At 71.6% G+C, this 23,288-nt stretch carries 15 protein-coding genes and 1 pseudogene; 6 read left to right on the top strand and 10 right to left on the bottom strand.

Annotated features, from left to right (window positions below):
- The first annotated feature begins 156 nt into the window (after window positions 1–156).
- Entirely contained in the window at window positions 157–2,316 is a 2,160-nt protein-coding gene (locus tag ACZ4N4_RS25390; RefSeq protein ID WP_467592377.1) for an ATP-binding SpoIIE family protein phosphatase, read from the top strand.
- A 63-nt stretch (window positions 2,317–2,379) separates the two neighbouring features.
- Here the strand turns inward: ACZ4N4_RS25390 and ACZ4N4_RS25395 are convergent, their stop codons facing one another.
- Window positions 2,380–3,564 (bottom strand): beta-ketoacyl-[acyl-carrier-protein] synthase family protein, encoded by a 1,185-nt coding sequence (locus tag ACZ4N4_RS25395; RefSeq protein WP_467592379.1) that lies wholly within the window; start codon window positions 3,562–3,564, stop codon window positions 2,380–2,382.
- A 332-nt stretch (window positions 3,565–3,896) separates the two neighbouring features.
- Between ACZ4N4_RS25395 and nhaA the strand changes: the two genes are divergently transcribed.
- From nhaA to ACZ4N4_RS25420, 5 genes and pseudogenes are all read left to right on the top strand, one after another.
- On the top strand, window positions 3,897–5,807 hold the full coding sequence (nhaA, locus tag ACZ4N4_RS25400; RefSeq protein ID WP_467592381.1) for a Na+/H+ antiporter NhaA: 1,911 nt from the start codon (window positions 3,897–3,899) through the stop codon (window positions 5,805–5,807).
- A 120-nt stretch (window positions 5,808–5,927) separates the two neighbouring features.
- Window positions 5,928–7,535 carry an adenosine deaminase family protein gene (locus tag ACZ4N4_RS25405; RefSeq protein WP_467592383.1) on the top strand — a complete coding sequence of 536 codons (1,608 nt, stop codon included), beginning with the start codon at window positions 5,928–5,930 and terminating at the stop codon, window positions 7,533–7,535.
- Window positions 7,536–7,726: 191 nt separating this feature from the next.
- A complete protein-coding gene (gene secY, locus ACZ4N4_RS25410; RefSeq protein ID WP_467592385.1) occupies window positions 7,727–9,040 on the top strand; it encodes a preprotein translocase subunit SecY in 1,314 nt (437 codons plus the stop codon).
- A 111-nt stretch (window positions 9,041–9,151) separates the two neighbouring features.
- Complete coding sequence (locus tag ACZ4N4_RS25415; protein ID WP_453578345.1) at window positions 9,152–9,613, top strand: GreA/GreB family elongation factor; 462 nt, start codon at window positions 9,152–9,154, stop codon at window positions 9,611–9,613.
- 136 nt (window positions 9,614–9,749) lie between these two features.
- Window positions 9,750–9,962: pseudogene (locus tag ACZ4N4_RS25420) on the top strand (TetR/AcrR family transcriptional regulator C-terminal domain-containing protein); the annotation flags it as partial.
- A 179-nt stretch (window positions 9,963–10,141) separates the two neighbouring features.
- Here ACZ4N4_RS25420 and ACZ4N4_RS25425 read toward each other — a convergent pair.
- The 9 genes from ACZ4N4_RS25425 to ACZ4N4_RS25465 form a co-directional block, all read right to left on the bottom strand.
- Window positions 10,142–10,678, bottom strand: a complete 537-nt coding sequence (locus tag ACZ4N4_RS25425; RefSeq protein WP_467592387.1) for a DUF3566 domain-containing protein — start codon at window positions 10,676–10,678, stop codon at window positions 10,142–10,144.
- A 773-nt stretch (window positions 10,679–11,451) separates the two neighbouring features.
- Window positions 11,452–13,512 (bottom strand): galactose-binding domain-containing protein, encoded by a 2,061-nt coding sequence (locus ACZ4N4_RS25430; RefSeq protein WP_467592389.1) that lies wholly within the window; start codon window positions 13,510–13,512, stop codon window positions 11,452–11,454.
- A gap of 133 nt (window positions 13,513–13,645) precedes the next feature.
- A complete protein-coding gene (locus tag ACZ4N4_RS25435) occupies window positions 13,646–14,872 on the bottom strand; it encodes an aminotransferase class V-fold PLP-dependent enzyme (RefSeq protein WP_467592391.1) in 1,227 nt (408 codons plus the stop codon).
- A gap of 241 nt (window positions 14,873–15,113) precedes the next feature.
- Entirely contained in the window at window positions 15,114–16,592 is a 1,479-nt protein-coding gene (locus ACZ4N4_RS25440; RefSeq protein WP_453578335.1) for a glutamate-cysteine ligase family protein, read from the bottom strand.
- Between the two features lie 416 nt (window positions 16,593–17,008).
- Entirely contained in the window at window positions 17,009–17,677 is a 669-nt protein-coding gene (locus ACZ4N4_RS25445) for a TetR/AcrR family transcriptional regulator (RefSeq protein WP_450757379.1), read from the bottom strand.
- Complete coding sequence (locus ACZ4N4_RS25450) at window positions 17,674–19,683, bottom strand: CocE/NonD family hydrolase (RefSeq protein ID WP_467592394.1); 2,010 nt, start codon at window positions 19,681–19,683, stop codon at window positions 17,674–17,676. Before ACZ4N4_RS25450 ends, ACZ4N4_RS25445 begins: the two co-directional genes overlap by 4 nt.
- The gene (locus ACZ4N4_RS25455; protein ID WP_467592396.1) at window positions 19,680–21,434 is read right to left on the bottom strand and encodes a dipeptide ABC transporter ATP-binding protein; all 1,755 of its coding nucleotides are present in this window, start codon (window positions 21,432–21,434) and stop codon (window positions 19,680–19,682) included. Before ACZ4N4_RS25455 ends, ACZ4N4_RS25450 begins: the two co-directional genes overlap by 4 nt.
- Entirely contained in the window at window positions 21,434–22,333 is a 900-nt protein-coding gene (locus ACZ4N4_RS25460) for an ABC transporter permease (RefSeq protein WP_467592398.1), read from the bottom strand. The genes ACZ4N4_RS25455 and ACZ4N4_RS25460 overlap by 1 nt, the downstream gene beginning before the upstream one ends.
- Complete coding sequence (locus tag ACZ4N4_RS25465) at window positions 22,330–23,286, bottom strand: ABC transporter permease (RefSeq protein WP_351701901.1); 957 nt, start codon at window positions 23,284–23,286, stop codon at window positions 22,330–22,332. Before ACZ4N4_RS25465 ends, ACZ4N4_RS25460 begins: the two co-directional genes overlap by 4 nt.
- Window positions 23,287–23,288: the final 2 nt, after the last annotated feature.

The raw sequence follows: 23,288 nt of genomic DNA on the forward strand, positions 1-23,288 counted from the left end.
GTTCGTTCACTGTCCGCGTTCGCCGCGTGCTCCGCCGGTGTGGGCGAAGCGAGCCCCGGTGATATTCAATGAGGTGTGCGGTCAGGGATCTCGGGGCCCCGTCGCCGGGTCCGAGCACGGCTCCGGCGCTGCGTCGGCGATTGCTGAGAGAGCCACATGGACGCCACACCCTCCTCTTCGTCGTCTTCGCCGTTCGACATGGTCAGCAGCGCGCTGGGGCGTTACGTCCCCCGTGGCGGAACGGAACCGGCCGCCGGTCGCACCGATGCCGACGAGCGCGGCACGGGTCTGCGCGTACCCGACGGCCCGGCAGCCGGCCGGCAGGATCAGATACTCGGCGTGATCAACCTGGACAGGGATCTGAGAGTGATCCGCTCCAATCTGGACGCGCCGGTGTTCGCCGGTCTGGTCGCCGTGGCCGGGAGTCCTTTCGTCGATCTCCTGCCCCCCGGCGACGTACCGACGGTCACACGTCGGTTGCGGCAGGTTCTGGAGACCGGTGAGGCGCATGTCGCGCGGATCCAGCGCCTGCGGCGCCGCGACGGGTCGGAACTGGTGGTGTCGCTGAGCATCCTGCCCGCCGCGGTGCCTCAGGAAGGCCTGACCGTCTCCGTGATCGCCATGGCCAAGAGGCTGCACCTGTACGCCGCCGAGACCGCGATCGGCACCTCGCTGGACATCGACGAGACCGCGCAGTCACTGGCGGAGTCCTTGCTGGCCTGGGGAGACGTGGCCGCCGTCGACCTCGACTTCACCGTGTGGACGGGCGAGGGAGTCACCGGGCAGGCGCAAGGGCGCATCAGGCTGCGGCGGGCGGCCCTGGTGCCGAACCGCGCGTGGCCCGAGGGCTATGTCACTCCGGGCGACGATCTTCCCGGCGACGCGAGTCGCCTGCTGGCGCAGGCGGTGCGGCGGGACGACGCCCCGCAGGCCATCGTCATCCCCGACCGGAAGGCGGTCGAGCGGGTCCTCGGCAGTCCGCGACTGATACGGGCCCTGGTGCCCGGCGACCGGTCGGCGGGTGTGGCGTGCATACCGCTGGTCCTGGACGGCGCGCCGCCCGTCGTGCTGGGCCTGGCCGAGATCTGGCGTCGGGCCGACAGCCCCTTCCGCGACAGCGAACTGTTCGACCTGCAGGAACTGGTCGCCAGGACCGTCCACCACGTCGACCTGGCCCGTCAGCACCAGCGTGAGCACAAGCAGGTGCTGGCGTTGCAGCGCCGACTGCTGCCCCGCATGGGCGGGAACACCATCGAGATCGCCAGCGTCTACCAGCCGGCCACGCCCGACAGCGCGGGGGTCGGCGGTGACTGGGTGAACAGCTTTCCGCTGCCGGACGGTCGTACCGCGCTGGTGGTGGGTGACGTCGTCGGACATGGTCTGGGAGCCGCGGCGACCATGGGCCAGCTGAGCATGGAGGCCCGCGCCCTGCTGTCCGCGGGGCTCGCGCCCGACGAGGTGCTGGAGCACCTGGACGAGACCGTGACGCTGCTGGACGACACCGAGTCCGGGCTCGCGGCCGGCTACAGCGCCCTCGGTTCGACCTGCTGCATCGCCCTCTACGACCCGGTCAGCCACAGCATGGCGCTGTCCAGCGCCGGCCACCTTCCCCCGGTTCTCGTGTCCCCGGACGGGCACGCGGGCCCGCTCCCGATCCGCCCGCATCCCGGTCTGGGCGCCGAGTTCGCACTACGAGAGCCGTTCGACGTACACACGTTCGACATCCCCTCCGGTTCTCTGGTCGCCCTCTACACGGACGGCCTGGTGGAGGATCCGGCCGTGGCGATCGACGACGGCATCGGCAGGCTGGCGGACGTCGTGTCCACGGTGCACCCCTGGGACGCCCTCCAGCAGGCCGCACGGCACGTGGTCTCCGCGTTGGCACCCCCGCACCAGCGCGACGACGTGACCCTGTTGCTGGCGCGGATGATCGGCTACCGCAAGGGAGACACGGCGACCTGGCGGCTGCCCGCCCGCGATGACGCGCCCGCCCGGGCCCGCGCGCTGTTCTCCGCGCTGTTGCGGCAGTGGCACGCCCGGGACGACACCCGGGACAACGTGCTGCTCCTGGTCAGCGAGCTGGTCACCAACGCGGTGCGCTTCGCCACCGGTCCTGTCACGGTACGGCTGATCAGGACCGGCCGCAGCCTGCTGTGCGAGGTGGGCGACACGGGCAACGGCAGGCCGCGTCTGAGGCGGGGCGGCCTCTACGACGACAGGGGTCGCGGCCTGTACGTCGTACACCGGCTCACCACCCGGTGGGGCGTGCGGTGGACGGACACCGGCAAGGTGGTCTGGGCGGAAGTCGCACGGTGACGCGGGGACGGCCGTGCGCCGTACGGACGGCGCGGGGTCGGACCACCATCGCCCCCCTTCCGGCTAGAGCCACTCGCCTTCCAGGGCGGTCGCGCTGAGGCCCGGTGCCGCCGCGTACAGGACGGCGCGGCTGCCCGACTTCTGCCCGGCGTCGTACGCCCGCCGCATGATGTCGAACACGGCGGCGCCTCCGCGGTTGCCGCTGGTGTAGCTGTCCCGGCTGTACTCCAGCAGTCCCGACGGCCACGCGTCGGGCATCGTCTGCTCCATGTACTCCAGCACCCGGGTCCCGCCGGGGTGCGCGAGCAGCACGTCGGGGTGCCAGGAGCCGGGGTCGTCCTGGTAGCGGACGCGCAGCCACTCCCACATCGCGGTGACCGTCTCCTGCACGGCACGCGGCCCGCGCCGGTCCATCACGAAGTGGGTGCCGTCCGCCCGCGTGTCGAGACGGTGCAGGTCCTGGGTGCCCGGCAGGGTATGGTGCCAGGCGGCGTCCAGCCGCAGCGCCGACTCGCTCCGCCGACGGCCCGTGACCACCGTGGCGACCGCGGTGTCCGCGAACAGCAGCCGGACGATCAGGGACTCGAGAGTGTCGTCCGCGGGCTGGTAGGTCGTGCTCAGCGCCTCCGCGATCACGACCAGGACCACTCGGTCGGGGTCCGCGGCCACGAGATCCCTCGCCAGCGCCAGGGAACGGGTTCCCGCTATGCAGGCCCACTGTGTGGCCGGCACCAGCATCACCTCGTTGCGCAGGGAAAGTCTGTTGGCCAGGGCGACGTCCAGGCCGGGCAGTGCCGGGGTGGTGGAGTGACTGGTGATCAGGCAGTCGACGTCCGCGGCGTCGAGACCGGCTATCTGCAGGGCCCCGCGTGCCGCATGCTCCCCGTAGGACTGCACCGCCTCCCAGGCCGGCGCGGTGCGCTCCTGCACGGTCTGCGGCGCGGGTATCGCCTCGAGCGCGGCGATCGCGCGGTCCACGTCCTGCTGGGTGAACCCTTCACGCGCCAGTGCTTCTTGGGCCGACGCGCTGCCGACGGCCTGCAGGCCACCGCCCTTGCCGGGCGCCACGGCGGCCTCCAGCGGCAGCATCCACCCGCGGGTCTCTATGCCCGTGCTGGCCGCGATTCCCTCGATCCGCGGCGTCCATGTCGCATGCGGATGCCGATCGCGCACCTCCGCCACGATCTGGCTGGTTTCCACGGCGTACTCTCCGTGGATCACGGCAGGAGGACAAAGGAAAGCGGACATAACGTGTCCTTCCGGGAGGATTAGGGAGGGTGGTCGCGGGCGCTGTGCCATGGGTCACTTCAGAAACCGCACGCCCAAGGCATCGACGGCAGGCTCCAGTTCGGGAGCCGAGCGCCGCTTCGAGCATGGACGCCAAATGGACATTTCCGCTGTGATGCAAACAACTCAGACCACCCTTGATGGGCGTGACAACGCGCACACCTCTCGGACCAGGGCTCTCAGGACGGTTCCGGGCGCCTTACATGACGCGCCGTCAGCAAGGAGCCCCAGGTCACTGTCGCCGGTGTCGAGTCCCGGCCGCCCCTCACCTGGCCGGCGGTGATAATCGGCACGTGAGCGGCTACGAGTCCACCGAGGCGTCCCAGGGACTGGCAACGCAGAGCAAGACGCGCTGGCGTTCCTTCGTGCAGACCGAAACCGGCAGCGCCGTCCTGCTCCTCGGCGCGGTGTGCGTCGCGCTGCTGTGGGCCAACATCGACATGCACTCGTACCAGGCCGTGTGGCAGGCGCACTTCACGATCGGCTTCGACACCAGGCACCTGTCGCTGACCCTGCACGAGTGGATCAACGCCGGACTGATGAGCCTGTTCTTCTTCGTCGTCGGCCTGGAGGCCCGGCACGAGTTCGACATGGGGGAACTGCGCGACCGGCGCTGGGTGCTGCTGAGCGCGGTGGCCGGACTGGGCAGCATGGTGGTTCCGGCGCTGATCTACTGCGCGTTCAACGCGGGACGGGACTCCCTGCACGGCTGGGGTACGGCGATGTCGACGGACACCGCCTTCGCGCTGGGCATCCTGGCCGTACTCGGGTCGCGGCTGCCGGCTTCCCTGCGGGCGTTCATCCTGTCCATCTCGGTCGTCGACGACCTGGTCGCGCTCCTGGTGATCGCGGTCTTCTACAGCGACGACATCCACCTGCCCGCGCTGCTGGTGGCCGTGGGCACGCTGCTGGTCATCATGCTGTTGCGGCTGGCACGCGTCCGCAAGGGCCGGTACTGCGCCGTCCTGTCGGTGGTCGTCTGGGTGGCGCTGCACGAGGCCGGGGTGGACCCGGTCGTGACCGGTCTGGCCGTCGGCGCCCTGATCGTCGCCTATCCGGCGCCGCGCGAGGGTCTGGAGCAGGCCAGTCGTCTCTTCCGGCTCTTCCGGGAACAGCCCACACCCGAGTTGCAGCGCTCGGCCGTACAGGGCCTGACCGCGGCGATCTCCCCCAACGAGCGGCTGGAACAGAGGTTCCTGCCGTGGGTGAGCTTCGGGATCGTGCCGCTGTTCGCGCTGGCCAACGCCGGCATCGAACTCAGCGGCGGGAAACTCGCCGAGGCGTTCACCTCGCCGATCACACTGGGCATCGTGTGCGGCTGTGCGGTGGGCAAGGTGATCGGGCTCGTCGGGTCCATGGCAGCCGCCCGGCTGCTGTCGGGCGGCAGGCTACGGCCCGGTGTCGGCTGGGGCTCGGTCACCGCCGGCGGAGCGATCGCCGGAGCGGCCTTCACGGTGTCGCTGCTGATCGCCTCGCTGGCCTTCGAGGGCGAGGAACTGGACCAGGCGCGTATCGGCATCCTCGCCACGCTGGTCGGCGCCTTCGCGATGAGCTGGGCGGTCACCGGGGTGATGAACCTGCTGCCGGCCGCCCGCCGGGCCCGGGCGCTGCTGGGCGACGCCGATCCGTTGACCGATCTCGCGGTCACCGTCGACGCCCGCCACGACCGTGTCCGCGGCCCCGAACGGGCGGCGGTCACCCTGGTGGAGTACGGCGACTTCGAGTGCCCGTACTGCGGCCAGGCCGAGGCGGTGGTACGGGAGTTGCTGGGCTGTGACGCGGACGTCCGCTACGTGTGGAGGCACCTGCCGCTGACCGACGTCCACCCCAACGCGCAACTGGCGGCGGAGGCGTCGGAGGCCGCCGCCCGCCAGGGGCGCTTCTGGGAGATGCACGACCTGCTGCTGGCACGGCAGGACGCTCTCGGCGCGCGCGACCTGCTGCGTCACGCGCAGGAGATCGGGCTGGACGTGGAGCGGTTCCGGCGGGACCTGGAACAGCACCGCGGCGCCCCACGGGTGGCGGAGGACGTGGATTCCGCGGACCTCAGCAGCGTCTCCGGTACGCCCACCTTCTTCATCAACGGCCGACGTCACCAAGGCGCCTACGACATCCAGACACTGGCGGCGGCCGTCGACTACGCCCGGCAGCGGGCACTGGCGGAGCACGCGGGCGCCGGCCGGACGAAGCCCGCGACGGACTGAGCGTGCGGCTCGTGCGGACTCCACGGCGCGGTCCGGCAGGTCGCCGCTGCGCCCGCGCGGGTGACTCCGTCGTGCCCACCGCGCGGCAGCCGGGACCGGCCGGACCGACCTGATGATCATATGAGTGTGACGACCTATCACGGCCCCCATGCCGCGCACTCCTCACGCCGCACGGCGCTCTCCGCCGGACTCGGCGCCCTCTCCCTGCTCTGCCTCGCTTCCCTGTCGGCCGCGCCGCCCGCGGCCGCGCACGAGGAGGCCCGCGGCGCCCCCCGGCCGATGACGGCCGCGGAGGCCCGTACGGCCGCGTACCTGGAGTCGATCCGCAACGACCCCAGGCTGCTGCGCGGTTTCTTCCGGCACCTGCCCAAGGGCGGCGACCTGCACAACCACCTCTCCGGGGCGGTCAGGACCGAGTACCTCGTCGAGTTGGCCGCCGACGACGGGTTGTGCGTCGACACGGCCACGCTGACCGCCGTCGTACCGCCGTGCGGCCCCGGTACCCGCCCGGCCGCCGATGCCCGTGCCGACCGCGACTTCTACGAGGCGATCGTGCGCGCCTGGTCGATGCAGGACTTCCCGCCCGACCAGAACGGTCACGACCACTTCTTCGACACGTTCAACAAGTTCGGGGAGGTGCCCTGGCGGCATCGCGGCAAGCTGCTCGCCCAGGTCGCCGACGCGGACGCCGCGCAGAACCAGTTCTACCTGGAGACCATGATCACCCCGGCCTCGGACGGCGCCCGGCAACTGGCCGCCGAGGTCGGCTGGGATCCCGACCTGGCCGCGCTGCACGCCAAGCTCGTGGCCGGCGGCAGGCTCGACAAGGTCGTGGCCGACGCGCGCAAGGAGGCCGACGACGGTGACGCCGAGTTCCGTACGGCCGCTCGCTGCGGCACCAGCCGTCCCCGCCCCGGCTGTGCGCTGACCGTGCGCTGGATCTCGCAGGTCAGTCGCGGCAGCGCGCCGGAGCGCGTCTTCACGCAACTGGCCCTCGGCATGCGGCTCGCCGAACGCGACTCCCGGTTCGTCGCCGTCAACCTCGTCCAGCCCGAGGACTGGAACAGTTCGCTGGCCGACTACAGCCTGCAGATGCGCATGCTCAACTATCTGCGCACCGTCTACCCCAAGGCCCATGTCACCCTGCACGCGGGCGAGTTGTGGCCCGGTCTGGTCAAGCCCCAGGACCTGAGGTTCCACATCGCGGAAGCCGTGAACGTCGCCGGCACCGAGCGCGTCGGTCACGGCGTCGACCTGGTCCACGAGGACGGCTGGCAGCAGACCGCCCGCACGATGGCCGCCCGCCAGATCGCCGTCGAGGTGCCGTTCACCAGCAACGCCCAGATCCTCGGCGTACGCGGCGCCGAACACCCCTTCAACACCTACCGTTCCTACGGCGTACCGGTCGTCCTGGCCACCGACGATCCCGGCGTCTCCCGGATCGACATCACCCACGAGTACCAGTACGCCGCCCAGACCTACGGCCTGACCTACCCCGAACTGAAGGACCTGGCCCGCGCCTCCCTCGAGTACGCGTTCCTCCCCGGCCGGAGCCTGTGGCGGGGCAACCCCACCCGTGACGGCTACCGCCCCGCGACCGCCTGCGCCGGCCAGCTGCCCGGCAGCGGCCGTACCCCGAGCGAGGAGTGCCTCCGGCTCGTCGCCGTCAGCGCGAAGGCCGCCGTCCAGTGGCGGCAGGAGGCCGCCTTCGCCTCCTTCGAGAGGTGAGTACCTGAGCGCCGGGGGGGTGCCGTGAGCCCAAAAGTTGCAAATTCCGCTGAACAGGTGTCGGGCGACGCATGGGGAGTCATTCATGTGTGGCCCGAACCGTTCCGGACGGCATGCCTCGCTCCCGTGTCGATGTGCTGTCGTCATCGCCGACCCCGACGGCCCATGTGCGAAGGGGTGCAGGAGGCACCGTGCTCACCGCGTTCATCAATGCCTTCAAGACGCCTGACCTGCGCAAGAAACTGCTCTTCACGCTGGGCGTGATCGTGCTCTACCGGGTCGGTACCCATGTCCCGATCCCCGGCGTCAACTACCGGGCCGTCCAGACGTGTGTGGGCGAGGCGTCCGGCAACCAGGGGCTGTTCGGACTGGTCAACCTCTTCAGCGGGGGCGCGCTGCTGCAGATCACGATCTTCGCGCTCGGCATCCTGCCGTACATCACCGCCAGCATCATCCTTCAGCTGCTGACCGTGGTCATCCCGCGTCTGGAAGCCATGAAGAAGGAGGGTCAGGCGGGCACGACGAAGATCACCCAGTACACCCGTTACCTGACGGTGGCCCTCGCCGTCCTGCAGGGCACCGGCCTGGTCGCCACCGCCCGCAGCGGCGCCATCTTCTCCGGCTGCTCGGTCGCCTCCAGCATCATTCCGAACCAGTCGATCTTCACCACCATCACGATGGTGATCTGCATGACCTCCGGCACCGCCCTCGTCATGTGGCTCGGTGAGCTCATCACCGACCGCGGCATCGGCAACGGCATGTCGATCCTGATGTTCATCTCGATCGCCGCCTCCTTCCCGTCCGCGCTGTGGGCCATCAAGAAGCAGGGCACCCTGGCCGGCGGCTGGATCGAGTTCGGCGCCGTCATCGTCGTCGGCCTCGCCATGGTCGGCCTGGTCGTCTTCGTCGAGCAGGCCCAGCGCCGGATCCCGGTCCAGTACGCCAAGCGGATGATCGGCCGCCGGTCCTACGGCGGCACCTCGACCTACATCCCGGTGAAGGTGAACCAGGCGGGCGTGATCCCGGTCATCTTCGCCTCCTCGCTGCTGTCCATCCCGGCCCTGGTCGCACAGTTCTCGGGCGGGGACTCCGTCTGGAAACGGTGGATCACCCAGAACCTCACCAAGGGCGACCACCCGATCTACATCGCCCTGTACTTCCTCCTCATCGTGTTCTTCGCGTTCTTCTACGTCTCCATCTCCTTCAACCCGGAGGACGTCGCGGACAACATGAAGCAGTACGGCGGCTTCATCCCCGGCATCAGGGCCGGGCGGCCGACCGCGACGTATCTGTCGTACGTGCTCAACCGGATCACCTGGCCGGGTTCGCTGTATCTGGGGGTGATCGCCCTCGTCCCGACCATCGCGCTGGTCGGGTTCGGGGCGAGCCAGAACTTCCCGTTCGGCGGCACCAGCATCCTCATCATCGTGGGTGTCGGTCTGGAGACCGTGAAGCAGATCGAGAGCCAGCTCCAGCAGCGCAACTACGAGGGCTTCCTCCGCTGACCCCGGGGGCTGGGGCCTGACGGCATCGCATCCATGCACATAGTCGGTAAAATCGGTACAACGTGTGGTCCGGACTCCGACTTCGGTCGTGCCGTCCCCGAAGGAGCGGACATGGGTGGGCCTGAACCGATCAGCGCCGAGGGTCGTCGCGCGCTGGAGCAGCAGCTGACCGATCTCCACGCCGAGCGGCAGGGCGTCGCCGCGACGTTGCGGGGCGACGATTCCCCGGGCGACCACGCGGACGAGGCCGACGAGTTGCAGCGGGCCGACGACCTCCGGCGCCTGGACGCCCGCATCGAAAACATCACGCTGCGGCTGCACCAGGCGGCGGTCGCCCAGCCGGCCCCCGCGGGCGTGGTCGGTGTCGGCAGCACGGTCACCGTGCGGTTCACCGACGGCGCGGTGCAGGACATCGCGATCGGCGAGATCGCCTCCGCGGCGGACGAGAACCTGGTGACGGAGGACAGCCCCCTCGGGCGCGCACTGCTGGGACACCGCGTCGGCGACACCGTCAGCTTCAAGACCCCCCAGGGAACCACGGACGCCACCGTGGTGTCGCTGGGCAGCTCCTAGGTGATATCGGACCGGCTTTCCGCGGTAGCGGGCTTAGGGCTGTGTTCGGTGCCGTGCCGTCCCGTGAAGCCGTGGCGAGCCGCTGCTCTCGCACCTGGCCGTCAGGATGGCTGGACCTGGTCGAAGAGGGCGAGGGCTTCGGCGGGGTCCCGCCACGGGCCTGTCCGAACACGACTGGCAGCGCGCCTCCGGCCCGCATGTGACGAGAATGCTGGCCACGGGCCGCTTCCCGGCGCTGAGCAAGGCCGTCTACGACGGCACGGACGTGGACGCCGAGACATCCTTCGCGACCGGCCTGGAATGGGTCCTCGACGCCGTGGCCGCCAGACTCACCCGGCCGCCGACGTGACGCTCACCTCCTGCCGAAGGTGAGGGAGGTCGGGCGGGGCCCACGGGTCGTGCGGACTTGCGCGCCACCGCTTCGGAACGAAGGCCCTGCCATCAGTGGGCGGGCGGCCGCGGCGCCCCGTCACCCACCTCACCAGGACGGTCCGGGACCCATTGCCGCCCCTGATGACACCGTGTGCGTCACTCCCCCTCGCCGGCATCCGGGCTGACCGGGACCGCGTGGTCGCTCGGCGCGGCCGGTTTCCTGCGCCGCGGGGAGGCGTACCTGTCCCGCAGGGAGCCCGCTCTGTCCCAGAGGGAGACGTACCAGGCGGGCAGGCGCCGCACCGCGCCGATGACCCAGGCCGGGATGTGCGCGCGGAGGTAGCGGCGGGCGCGGAGGTGGGCCCGGTCCATGGCCAACTGGGCGTTGGCGCCCGCCTCGGTGGGGCCGAGCTCGTTGGTGAGGGAGATCTCGAGGCCGCCGTTGTACGGGGCGGTGAGGTTGTACAGAAAGGTGGTCAGGGCCGCCAGGCACGAACCCAGGACGACCTCGAGGGTGATGACGCTGAAGGTGATGGTCAGGAACGTGCTCAGCCGGGGCAGGGCGTCCGGCGCGAGGACCGCGGCCAGGCCCCAGGCGGCGACCGAGGTGACGACGGTGAGGATGCCGAGACCGCCGAGGAGCAGGAAGCTCATCACCGTCACGGACCAGGGTTCCGCCTCCGCTATGCGCATGCGCATCGTCCGTGGCCGACGCGCAGGACCCCGTGCGGGGCGTAAAGGGAGCGTGTCGCCCACGGTCCGCGAGGTCGGGCGGTCTGCCGCGTCGGGCAAAGAGATGTCGGACCGAGGCCCGTCGGGCAGGGACATGTCGGGCAGAGGCCCGTCGGACACGGAACGGAGTGCGGCGGCGGCCTGTGGCGCGGGCTCGTGCGCGGCGGGGCGGTCCGGCACCGGCTCGTCCTGAGCGACGGTTGCCGTCGCGCTCTCGCCGTGCCCGGGGGCGTCTTCGTGCTCCGCCGGCGGCTCGCGCCCCTCGTGGAGTGCCGCGAGTGCGGGGGCGGCTTTTTCGTCGGTGTCCCTGCCGTGCGTCGCGGTTTTTGGCCCTTCGACGGACTCGCTCTGCCTCGTGGTGTGGACGGCGCCCTTGGGCCTGGGCGTGGCCTGCTTGCGGGAGGGGTTACGGGTCCTGCGCTTGGCGCGACTCATGCGTGTCTCCGTGAGTGGCCTGGCAGTCTCGCAGGGGCTCCGCACCGCATCGAACGGGCCTCCGTCGACCGCCCGGCGGCCGGTGGGGGCCTGCTGGTCGTTGCCTTCGACGGTATGGGCTCCTGCGTGATCTTGCATTCCTGGCGACGCGCCCGGGGGCCGACGGCCGGGTCAGCGCCCGCTGTCACGGCGGTGCCCGTCCGGCAGCCGTGGCTTCGGGCTCGGCGCGGAGGGTGGTGATCGACGCGGGTCCCCGGCCGCGCGGGGAGGGCCGGCGGACCGGCCTGGCGGACCCCGCCTCAGGCGCTGTGGACTCCGACCTCGTACAGGGAGTATCCCCAGTCGGTGCCGCGGGCGAGGCCGTGGACGCGGACGTAGCGGGCCGGAGTCCCCGTGAACCGGGCCGTGTCCAGGCCGCCGTCGCCCGAGGTCGTGGACCAGGCGGTCCCCCAGTTCGTGCCGTCGGTGGAGAGCTCGATGCGGTACGACCTGCCGTAGGCGCGCTCCCAGTCCAGCGTCACCCGGGACACCAGGTGGGTGGAGCCCAGGTCGACCTGCCACCACTGGTCGTCGCTCCAGTCACTGGCCCAGCGCGTGGCGTCGTCGCCGTCGGCGGCACGGCCCGGCTGGTAACCGGTGAACGGGTTCCACTCGGAGGAACCGGCGCTCGCCGGCCGCCCCTTGGCGAGGTTCACCGAGGCCTGATGCTGTTCCGTGGCCCTCCAGGTGTCGAGGTAGGACTCGGCGCCCCGGAACAGGTCGTCGACCACGGCCTGGCCGCCGACCTGCCGGATGTCCTCGATCCAGTCGGGGATCATGCCGACGTGGGCCGCGCCGTCGGTGTTGATGTCGAAGGTGCGCTCACCGGAGGTCTGCCGGTCGATGACGGAGCCCCCGTCGACACTCCTGAAGGGGTACGTCACCTTGTTCGCGGCGTCCGCGCCGCGCGGGGCGGGGTGGTCGCCGATGCCGTTGAAGTCCGTGCCGAAGCCGTAGCCCACGGCGTACTTGTCGCGCAGCGCCTTGGTCCGCGCCGCTTCCGCGACGAACCCCTCGGAGCCGTGCATGTACTGGGCTACGAAGCCGCCGAGGGAGTAGACGCGCTCGGTCCAGTTCAGGTCCATCCAGCTGTGCGAGGAGATCACGCCCGGGTAGGACTCGGACTCCAGGATGTCCAGCGCCTGGCCGACGGCCTTGACGCCCATGTGGTCGATCTCCAGCATCATCTTGCGTTTCATCATGCCGCGCACGGCGTACTCACCGAGTTCGGTGAGGCCGCGTTTGTTGCACTGGGCGTCCGCGTCGTACGCGGGGACGGCCACGCCCGCCGGCAGGTCCGACTCCGCCTGCGACGAGGCGTTGCCGATGGGGTTGTCGTGCTGCGGGCCGGTGCACTTCTCGGTCCCCCAGAAGGTTCCGGTCGACAGGAACTGCCCGACGTTGATGGCCGTCCCGAGGCCGCCCGAGTCGAAGCGGACGCCGCACAGCGCGTTGTCGAACTTGTGGCACAGGAACATGGATCGGACGCCGAGCGCGTACAGCTCGTCCAGCCCCTTGTCGATGTCCGCCTTGCCGCACTGCGGGATGTCGAGGACCTGCTTGCAGCCGAAGGGCTCGGAGGTCTCGACGCCCAGGACGACGGCCAGCTTGCCCTGCTCGACGACCGCACGCGCCTGCGCGCTGTCGGTGACGATCCGGAACCAGCCCTTACCGGTGCCGCCGTACATCCTGTCGATGTACGCCTGGAGGTCGTACGTCATCTTCGCCTGCAGCCGGATCGAGGTCATCTCGTCGCAACCGCGGTCCTTGAAGGGGTAGACCGAGCAGATCATGCCGTTGGTGACCAGGTCGTTGACGAGCACCCGCTGTCCGCCGCGCCAGGCCCGCTCCACCCAGGCGTAGTAGTCGGCCTGATGGGTCATCGAGTCGTACGCCGGCCAGTCCTTGAACGTCGGCCAGCCGACCGGGTCGTGCTTGCCGTCGCCGCCGTGGGTGATGTAGTCGAAGAGCGCGAGCGAGCCGTCGGGGTAGTGCTCGGGGCAGTCCTTCAGGGCGTCGGCGACTCCGGCCTCGGAGAAGACCTTGCCGCAGATCAGCCTGCCGCCGAAGGCCTCGTTGCCGAACAGGTGGTTGTGCGCGTCGACGAACCCGCGCACCTCGCCCGTCGAGGTGGCGCCGGTGAACGGTTCGCCGGTGACGTCGATCCCGACGTCCGGGGCGGGTCGTGCGGCCGGGGTCCACCAGTCGCCGCCGGCCGCCGAACTCGGGGTGGGCCCGAGGACCACGGCCAGTACCAGGAGCAGCAGCGACAGCACGGTGACGTTTCTGCGTCTGCGGTACGAGCGTCGAGTCTGCGTCACGGCCACATCCCTCGGTCGGCGGGAAGGCGCGGTTGGCGAACCCTTGAGGTTGTCATGACCCGCGCAATACCTCGGACGAGGATGGGGCCGCCCGGCTACCGAGTCAAGGGCCCGGAACGCTCGACCTGATAACTCAACAGGGCGACTCCCGGGCCCAGTTGCCGAGTACGGGCACACATTTGTCGGCGAAGTACTCGTAGTCGGCCGGGGTGTTGTAGACGTGGGCGGACACGCGCAGGTAGCCGACGCCGCCGAAGCTGGTGAAGTTCGCCTCGACGGCGAGTTCCCGGGCCACTCGGTCGCGCAGTGCGTCGGCCTCGATCCGGCTGCGCCCGAGGCCGTCGGGCAGCCGTACCAGACGCATGCCGGGCACGGGCATCCCGACGTCGGTCCGGCTGTCGTCACCGGTGAGCCGGGCGAACGCGGCTCCGACCACGTGGGCGGCGTAGTCCGCCAGCCGGTCCATGTACCGCCGAGCGGCGGACCAGCCCCAGGTGCGCTCGACGAAGTCGAGGGCCGTGGGCGCGGCGAGGTAGGAGGTGGCGTCGATCGTGCCCTGCTGGTCGAAGCGGTCGGGGTACGGCTCCTCGGCGCCCCACGAGTCGATCAGGGGGTGAAGCAGGTCCCGCAGGGGCCCACGGGCGACCAGGGCCGCGGTGCCGCGCGGGGCACAGCCCCATTTGTGGAGGTTGCCGGTCCAGAAGTCGTACGTCGCTCCGTCGAGCGGTGCGACGAGCAGACCGGGCGCGTGGGCGCCGTCCACGAGCATCGGCACACCCTGCCGGCGCGCCTCCGCGCCGATCCGCTCGACCGGCAGCCGGCGGGCGGTCGGCGAGGTGATCTGGTCGACCACGACGAGGTCGGTGGCCTCCCCGATCTCGGCGGCCACGGCCTCGTACGCCTCGTCCTCGTCCGCGCCCAGTGGTATCCGCGCCGTGCGCACCCGGCCGCCCCAGCGGCGGGCCAGCCGTGCCGCTCCCATGGTGACGGCCCCGTAGCCGTGGTCGGTGACGACGATCTCCCCGCCACGGCGGCGTTCGAGGGCGTTGAAGACCACGCTGGCACCGGCGCTGGCGTTCGGCACCAGGGCGAGGTCACCGGCGTCGACGCGCAGGAAGTCGGCGAGCTCGGCGCGGGTGGCGGCGAGCCGTCCCGGCAGCTCCGGGAACCACACCACCGGTGCGCCCTCCATCTCGGCGCGCAGCTGCGCCTGCCGCTCCTGCGCCACCAGCGGAACGGCACCGAACGAGCCGTGGTTCAGGTGTGTCAGCGCCGGGTCAAGCGACCACGCGTCGGCGGCGGGTCGGCCGTCGGCCAGCAGCAGGGGGTGCGGCGCGACGGCCACCTCGGTCTCGGTCACGTCAGGAAGCCTCCGGGAACACAGCGGTCACGCGGCATCCTGGCACGACGGTGCTCGTTCCCCCGAGGCCGGGTCGACGGCGGGACCCTGGCGCCGGAACGTACGACCGTGCCCCACCCTCGCCGTAGACCGGGCCGAGCCTCAGCCGGGAGAGGAATCCGCGGCGCACCCCGAACCCGGCCGCGATCGAAACGCGGGGATGCTGGGAACTCCGGGCCGCCTTCTCAGCCCGTTGCGGCGCTCACTCCACGGGCCACGTGTGTGCCGCCGCGTTCAGGTGCATGTAGTCCATGTACGTGGTGGTCATCCGCCGCAGCGCCTCCCGGCGGTCGAGGGTGCCGGTCCGCTCCAGGTGGTGGACCGTCTCCGCCTGCCACAGGGCGCCGTTGCGGGCGTTCACGCAGCGCTGCTCGATGATGCCCAGCATGGGCTCGCGCCAGGAGGCGTCCAGGCCGGCCAGCTCCAGACCCCGGTGCGCCAGCGGCAGCAGGCGTCTGAGCACCAGTTCCGTCACCGGTACCTCGCCCACCCCCGGCCAGTACAGACGGGCGTCGATGCCCTCACGGGCCGCCGCGTGCAGGTTCTCCTCGGCGACCGAGAAGGACATCCGTGACCACACCGGACGGTCCTCGTCCACGAGGGCGCGCGTCAGGCCGTAGTAGAAGGCGCCGTTGGCGATGGTGTCGGCCACGGTGGGGCCGGCGGGCAGGACGCGGTTCTCGATGCGCAGGTGCGGCCCGCTGTCGGTGACGGCGTATACGGGGCGGTTCCAGCGGTAGATCGTGCCGTTGTGCAGCGTGAGTTCCCCGAGCTGCGGCACACCGTCGGCGTCGAGGACCTGTCGCGGGTCCTCGTCGTCGCACAGGGGCAGAAGCGCCGGGAAGTAGCGCACGTTCTCCTCGAACAGGTCGAAGACACTGGTGATCCACCGCTCTCCGAACCACACCCGCGGCCGTACCCCCTGGGCCTTGATCTCCTCGGGACGGGTGTCGGTGGCCTGCTCGAACAGGGGGATACGGGTCTCGCGCCACAGTTCCCTGCCGAAGAGGAAGGGCGAGTTGGCGGCGAGGGCGATCTGCACGCCCGCGATCGCCTGGGCCGCGTTCCAGTAGTCGGCGAAGTCCTTGGGGGCCACCTGGAGATGGAACTGGGTGCTGGTGCAGGCGGCCTCGGGGGTGATGGCGTCGGCGTACATCGAAAGGCGGTCCACGCCCTCCAGCCCGATCCGCAGGTCCTCGCCGCGCGCCGCGAAGATCTGCTCGTTCAGCAGCCGGTAGCGCGGATCACCGGACAGGGACTTCTCGCCCACGTCCGGCTCGCCCAGCGTCGGGAGGATCCCGATCATGATCAGGTGGGCGCCCACCGTCGCGGCGCGGTCCTCGGCGTGGTTGAGCGCGTCGCGGATCGTCTGCTCCCAGGCGCCGGGGCCGCCGGAGGTCAGCTCCCGGGGCGGGATGTCGATCTCCAGGTTGAAACGGCCGAGCTCGCTCGACCAGGCAGGGTCGGCGATCGCCCGCAGCACCTCGGTGTTCCGCATCGCCGGCAGCCCGTCGTCGTCCACCAGGTTGAGTTCGATCTCCATGCCGACCTGGGGGCGCTCGCTCTCGAAGCCCGAATCGCGCAGCATCTGCGCCAGTACGTCGAGACAGGTGTGCATCTTCTCGCGGTACCGGCGCCGGTCCTCCCGTGTGAACACCCGGGCCGGCACATCACGTCCCATCGGGCCCTCCCGGGTCCCCTCGGCGGATGCCTGCCGTCCCAGCGTCGCACCTCCCGGGCATACCGGACACTCGCCGAGTCGCCGGCTCACGGAGCGCGCCCGGCAGGGATGCGCAGAGTGACCGGACCAGCCCCACCAGCTTTTGGCCCAGGCATGCTGACGGCCGTTCCTAGGGACTCGGCGGTCCCACGGAAACGCAGGCGCGGGCACGGGCGCGCCTGGGGCGGCGCCCTCCGGCCCGACCGGCCCGGCACAGTCCGCCCGGTCCCGGACCGGCGCCCGCGCCCGCGCCCGCACCCGCACCCGCACCCGCACCCGCACCCGGAGTATCCGCACCAGGCGTACCTGCCCGGAGCACGCGCCCGGCTGCCGTGCACACGCGTCCTCGGCAGGGTCCGGCCGTCCGGCCGTCCGCGTCAGTCGCGGTCCGGGCGGACGGCGAGTTCGGTCTCCACCAGCCGGTTCAGGTGACGGCGGGCGTCCTGGGTGCTGAGCGGCGGCGTCTGGCGCAGCCGCTGGAGGGCGAGGCCGTCGGCGAGGGCGGCGAAGCGGACGGTGAACCCGTCGAGGTCGTCGCCTGCGAACTCCCCGTCCTCGACGCCCCGTTCGACCAGGGCACGGATCTGCTGGTGCCAGGCTTCGTAGCGCTGGGCCTGGCCACGGGTGAACGTCTCGTCGGTGTCCGGGTCGCCGGCGTTCCAGTAGTCGAACCACATCCGCCAGTGCCGGTCGGTGTCCTCGGTGAAGAGGGCGTCGACGAGCAGCCGTAGCGCCTCGGCGCCGCTGCCGGCCTGTTCGGCGGCCTCGCTGAGCGCCGCGTAGTAGCGCTCGATGTGCAGGACCATGGCCTCGGACAGGATCTCCTGGACGCTGCCGAAGTGATAGGTGACCGTCCCGACGGAGACCCCGGCCGCGGCCGCCACGTCCCGGACGCCCACCGAGGCGTAGCCGCGCTCCGCGATCAGCGGGACGGCCGCCTCGACGATCAGCCGGCGGCGGACCTCGGTGGGCTGGCGGGTGCGGTCCGCGGCGGCGACGGCACGGCGCGGGGTCTTCGCGGCGCGCTGCGGCTTGGCGGCGCTCATCCGGACGTCCTCGCGCTGGTGTGGTGCCAGGAGCGCTTGGCCACTGTCTCTCCGTTCGCCCGTGCCTCGATACGGCTGTCCATCACGAAGTCCGCGGCCGTGGCCCGCAGCTCCGTACGCGTCATGATCTCAGCGTCGTAGTCGTCGCCGCGCCGCAGCCGGATCCGCCACTGGGACACGGCGCTCGCCGACAGCGGGTCGTCGCCGCGGACACGGTACGTCTCGCGCGCGCTCTCCTCGTAGCGGAGCCCGTCGGGATACGTCCGTGATCCGCCGTAGTTGGGGTCGACCTCCAGGGTCCACTCCCCGGCCGCCACGTCGTGCGTGACGAGCCGTTCGGGACGCGGCTCGGCGGGCCGGTCGTAGGTGACCGGCAGCGCCGGCGCCTGTTCCGGCTCCTCGAAGACGATCGGCGGTTCCTCGACGGCCGCCCGCTCGGGCAGGAGTACGGCGCTGTCGGCGGGTACGACCCGCAGCTCGCCGCGCTCACCGTGCGGCCACACCCACGGCCAGTACGCGTCGGAGACGGCGACCCGGACCCGGTGGCCGGGCGGGAAGGCGTAGCCGATGCCGGTGAGGTCGACCTCGACGTCCTCGTACGTCCCCGGGGTCCACTCGACCGCCTTGTCGCGGCCAAGCCTGCTCAGCAGGTTGAGCACCCCCCGGGTGACCAGGGTCGAGGAGCCGTCGGGAGCCACGTCGCACAGCCGGACGATCACGTGGGCGCGTGGGGTGGCGCTGTTCAGGCGCAGCCGGACGCGCGGCCGGCCGAGGATCTCGACGCGCTCGGCGAGGGGTGCGGAGTCGAAGCACACCGAACGGCCGTCCTCCTCTCGCTGGTCGGGCGGCAGGTCGCTCGCGTTGCCGAAGGGGAAGAACCGGCCGGCGTCCAGGCCGGTGTGGAGTGGGGAACGGACCAGGACCGGGGTACGGCAGTCGGGGGCGAGGGCGCGCTCGCTCCATGTCACCTGCGGGGAGGGCCAGTTGCTCTCCCCCACCCAGCGGCCCGGCATCGTGTCGTACGAAGTGGCGGGCGGGACCGGGTCGTTGATCCAGGCGCGCAGCAGCGGTTCGCGCAGTACGCCGGTGTCGGTGTCCTTGAGGTGCTGGTCCCACCAGCGCAGGGTCTCCTGGAGGAAACCGATCGCCGGGCCCGGCGGCAGCCCGCGGTCCGGGTACTGGTGGGACCACGGGCCGATCAGGCCGCGTACCCGGTCGGCCGGGAGGTGCTCGACCAGGCGCAGCACGGTGTCGCGGTAGGGGTCGTGCCAGCCGCCGACCGCGAGGACGGCGGCGTCGATGGCGGTGTAGTCCTCGCAGACGCTGCCGTGCCGCCAGTAGGCGTCGCGCTCCTGGTGGTCGAGCCAGGTGTGCAGGAAGGGCTGGAGAGCGTCGAGGCGTTCGCGCCACATGGGCAGCCAGCGGTCGGTACCGACGCTCGCCGGGTCCGGGGGGCGGGAGGCGAAGGCGAGCATGGTGCCGGCCCAGGCGAGCATGTCGATGCCGAGGACGGCGCCGCCGGTGTAGTGGACGTCGTTGTCGTAGCGGTCGTCGGTGGAGCAGACGGTGACGACCGCCTTGAGCGGCTCGGGGGCGAGGGCCGCTATCTGGAGGGCGTTGAAGCCGCCCCAGGAGATGCCGAACATGCCGACCTTGCCGGTGCACCAGGGTTGCGCGGCAAGCCAGTTGACGACGTCGACGCCGTCCGCGAGTTCCTGGGCGTCGTACTCGTCGCCGGGGGTGCCCTCGCTGTCGCCGTGGCCTCGGATGTCGACCCGTACGGAGGCGTAGCCGTGTCCGGCGTACCAGGGGTGGCGCTGGGCGTCACGGGGCGCGGTCCAGTCACTCTTGCGGTACGGGAGGTATTCGAGCAGCGCGGGCACCGGGTCGGACCCGGCGTCCGCGGGCCGCCAGATGCGCGCGTGCAGCCGGGTCGCGCCGTCCCGGGTGGGGATCCAGACGTCCTCGCGGACGACCTGGCGCTCGAACTGGTCGCGGTACTTCACGAAACTCCTTCGGCCACGGGGGCCTCGACGGGCTGCCAGCGGCGGATCCGATGGCCGTCGCCGAGGTCCGTCCAGGTGTCGTCCGCCTCGGCGGCGTCCGCCCAGTCGGGGGCGTCGCCGGTCAGGGGCGGTGCGTCGGGGTCGGGTTCGAGGGCGGCCGCCATCAGCCGGCGGGTGTAGGGGTGGCCGGGCGCGTCGAAGACGGCTTCCGTGGGGCCTTCCTCGACGACGACTCCGTGCCGCAGGACGACGACGCGGTCGGCGATGCCGCGTACCACGGCGAGGTCGTGGCTGATGAACAGGCAGGCCAGGTCGCGTTCGCGGCGCAGGTCGTCGAGGAGGCGCAGCACCTCGGCCTGGACGGATACGTCCAGGGCGGTGGTGATCTCGTCGGCGATCAGGACGTCCGGTTCTCCGGCCAGGGCCCGTGCGATGCCGATGCGCTGGCGCTGTCCGCCGGAGAGCTGGGCGGGCAGCCGGTCGGCGAGGGCCGGGTCCAGGCGTACGTCGGCGATGAGCCGGCGAGCCTGTTCGGCGGTCTCGGTGCGGCCGGTCGCGGTGCCGAAGAACCGCAGCGGGCGGCGCACGGCGTCGCCGACGGAGCGGCGGGGGTTGAGGGAGGTGTCGGCGTTCTGGAAGACCAGCTGGACCCGGCGCCGCAGCGACAGCGGCCGCTGGGGCGCGGGACGGGCCAGGTCCCCGGCCTCGTGCGTCATGGTGCCGCCGGAGGGGGTGCGCAGCCCCGCCAGGGTCCAGGCCAGGGTGGACTTGCCGCTGCCCGACTCGCCGACGAGGGCGAGGACCTCGCCGCGGCGGACGTCGAAGGAGACCCCGTGCACGGCGCGGGTGCTGCCGTAGTCGATGGTGACGTCGTTCGCGGCGACCGCGACCGGTGAGCCGTCCGGGACCACGGCCTTGGCGCGGACCGTCCGTTCCCCCGCCTCGTCCACGACCGCGAGACCGGCGTCGTCCAGCCGTGGCACGCTCGCCAGCAGCCGCTTCGTGTACGGGTCCTGGGGCGCGGCGAACAGCCGCCGGGTGGCCGCCGACTCCACCACCCTGCCGGTCTTGAGGACGCACACGTCGTCGGCCAGGTGGGCGACGACGCCGAGGTCGTGGCTCACCAGGACGGCGGCCAGGCCGAGTTCGTCGCGCAGGGCGGCGATCAGGTCCAGGACGCTGCGCTGGGTGATGACGTCCAGGCCGGTGGTCGGCTCGTCGAGGACCAGGACCTTGGGGCGGGCGGCGACGGCCATGGCGATGGCGACGCGCTGCTGCTGGCCGCCGGACAGCTCGTGCGGGTAGCGGCGGGCGAGTTCGGCGGGGCGGGGCAGCCGGACCTGTTCGAGCAGGTCGACGACCGGTATGTGGCCGCCGGCCTCCTCGATCTGGCGCCCGATCCGCATGGTCGGGGTCAGCGCCTGCCCGGCGTTCTGGGCGACCATGGCGACGGTCCCGCCGCGCAGCCGCCGCAACCGAGGTGCGGGCAGCGCGAACACGTCCTGTCCGTCGACGTGGACGCTGCCGCCGGTGATCCGGGAGCCGTGCCGCAGATGGCCCAGGAGGGTGGCGGCGACCGTGGACTTGCCGCTGCCGGACTCGCCGACGAGGGCGAGGGTCCGGCCCGGCGCCACCTCCAGGGACACCTCGTGCACGACCGGGACGTCGCGGCCGCCCGAACGGTAGGCGACGGAGAGCGAGTCGACGGAGACGACAGAGGTGACGGGGTCGACGGAGACGACAGAGGTCATCAGGAACCCTCCCTGATCCGGTCCACGCCCCACGCCTTGGACAGGCCGTCGGCCGCGAGGTTGAGCCCGACCACGAGGGTGGCCAGGGCGATGATCGGTGCGAGGCTCGCCATCGGCACGACGGTGATGGCGGTGCGGTTCTCGGCGACCATCAACCCCCAGTCGGGGGTCGGCGGGTCGGCGCCGAAGCCCAGGAAGGACAGCGAGGAGATCAGCAGCACCACCCAGGAGGCGCGCATCGCGAACTCCACGCAGACCACGTCGGTGATGTTCGGCAGGATCTCGCGGCGCAGGATCGCCCAGGTGCTCTCGCCGCGGGCGCGGGCGGCGGTGACGTAGTCCATGGGGACGACGGCCAGTGCGGCGCCGCGTACCACGCGGACGACCTGGGGGACGTAGACGACGGCGATGGCGAGGACGATCACGGCGGGCCCGGTGCCGAGCGCGGTGACGACGACGAGCAGGGCGAGGATCGACGGCACGGACAGGATCGCGTCCAGTACCCGGCCGAGCAGGTCGTCGAACCAGCCGCCGCGCAGGGCGGCCGCGCAGCCGATCACCGTGCCGAGGGCGACGGTGATCAGAGTGGCGGCGACGGAGACGCCGAGCGCGTACCGGCCGCCGTACAGCACCCGGGCCAGGACGTCGCGGCCGTACTGGTCGGTGCCCGCCCAGTGCGCCCCGCTCGGGCCGAGCAGGGCGTGCGAGGCGTCGTTGGCGATCGGGTCGTAGGAGGTGAGCAGCGGGGCGAGCAGCGCGACCAGGATGTGCACGGCGACGACGGCCAGGCCCACCAGGGCGGTGCGGGAGGAGCGCAGGCCACGCCAGGCGCGGGCGGCGGAGCGCGGGGCCGCCGGAGCGGTGGCCGGGGTGGCCGGGGTGGTGTCGGGCGCGGTCATCGGGTCCTCCCTCGGGTGCGGAGCCTGGGGTTGAGGGCCATGGCGCCGAGGTCGGCGGCGAGGTTGCAGACGACGTAGATCACGGCGCTGACGAGGGCGATGGCCTGGATGACGGGCAGGTCGCGGTTCTGCACGGAGGAGAGCATCAGCTTTCCGATGCCGGGGTAGTTGAAGACGTTCTCCACGACCGCGACCCCGCCCGCGAGCCAGGCGACGTTCAGGGCGATCACGTGCAGGGTGGGCAGCAGCGCGCTGGGCAGGGCGTGCCGGGTGACGACCCGCCAGGTGGACAGACCCTTGAGGCGGGCGGTGGTGACGTACTCGCCGGCCAGCACGTCGATGACGGAGGTACGGGCCATCCGCACGATGTAGGCGGCCATGACGACGGCGAGCGCGAGCGCGGGCAGCCACACGGCGGGCAGGAGCCGGCCGACGCTCGCCTCGGGGCCGTAGAGGACGACCGCGGGGAACCAGGGCAGCGCGACGGAGAAGCACAGCACCAGCACGGTGGCGACCACGAACTCGGGGACGCTCATGCCGACCAGGCTGACGGTGGAGATGAGGTGGTCGGGCCAGCGGTCCCGGTACAGGCCGGCGAGGACGCCCAGGACGAGGGAGCCGGTCACCGCGAACAGGATCGTGACGAGGGCGATGAGCGCGGAGTTGCCGAGGTACTGGGCGACCTCGCCGCCGACGCCCTTCCCGGAGACGAGCGAGGTGCCGAAGTCGCCGTGCAGGGCGCCCCCGACCCAGTCGAGGTAGCGCTCCCAGGCGGGCCGGTCGAGGCCGAGCTGGTCGCGGAGGGCGGCGACGGCGTCCGGGGTGGCGTCCTTGCCGAGGATCTGGGTGGCCACGTCACCGGGCAGCGCCTGGACGGCGAGGAAGACGAGGACCGAGGAGAGGAACAGCGTGCCGACGGCCGAGGCCAGTCGGCGCAGGGTGAACGACAGCATGC

This window comes from Streptomyces sp. NPDC026538 (assembly GCF_055567535.1).

Excerpts from the sequence above, each read along its gene's own strand:
- ACZ4N4_RS25390 (WP_467592377.1), top strand. The coding sequence starts at position 157 with ATGGACGCCACACCCTCCTCTTCGTCGTCTTCGCCGTTCGACATGGTC.
- ACZ4N4_RS25395 (WP_467592379.1), bottom strand. The coding sequence starts at position 3,564 with ATGTCCGCTTTCCTTTGTCCTCCTGCCGTGATCCACGGAGAGTACGCC.
- ACZ4N4_RS25405 (WP_467592383.1), top strand. The coding sequence starts at position 5,928 with ATGAGTGTGACGACCTATCACGGCCCCCATGCCGCGCACTCCTCACGC.
- ACZ4N4_RS25415 (WP_453578345.1), top strand. The coding sequence starts at position 9,152 with ATGGGTGGGCCTGAACCGATCAGCGCCGAGGGTCGTCGCGCGCTGGAG.
- ACZ4N4_RS25425 (WP_467592387.1), bottom strand. The coding sequence starts at position 10,678 with ATGCGCATAGCGGAGGCGGAACCCTGGTCCGTGACGGTGATGAGCTTC.
- ACZ4N4_RS25440 (WP_453578335.1), bottom strand. The coding sequence starts at position 16,592 with ATGGGACGTGATGTGCCGGCCCGGGTGTTCACACGGGAGGACCGGCGC.
- ACZ4N4_RS25445 (WP_450757379.1), bottom strand. The coding sequence starts at position 17,677 with ATGAGCGCCGCCAAGCCGCAGCGCGCCGCGAAGACCCCGCGCCGTGCC.
- ACZ4N4_RS25455 (WP_467592396.1), bottom strand. The coding sequence starts at position 21,434 with ATGACCTCTGTCGTCTCCGTCGACCCCGTCACCTCTGTCGTCTCCGTC.
- ACZ4N4_RS25460 (WP_467592398.1), bottom strand. The coding sequence starts at position 22,333 with ATGACCGCGCCCGACACCACCCCGGCCACCCCGGCCACCGCTCCGGCG.
- ACZ4N4_RS25465 (WP_351701901.1), bottom strand. The coding sequence starts at position 23,286 with ATGCTGTCGTTCACCCTGCGCCGACTGGCCTCGGCCGTCGGCACGCTG.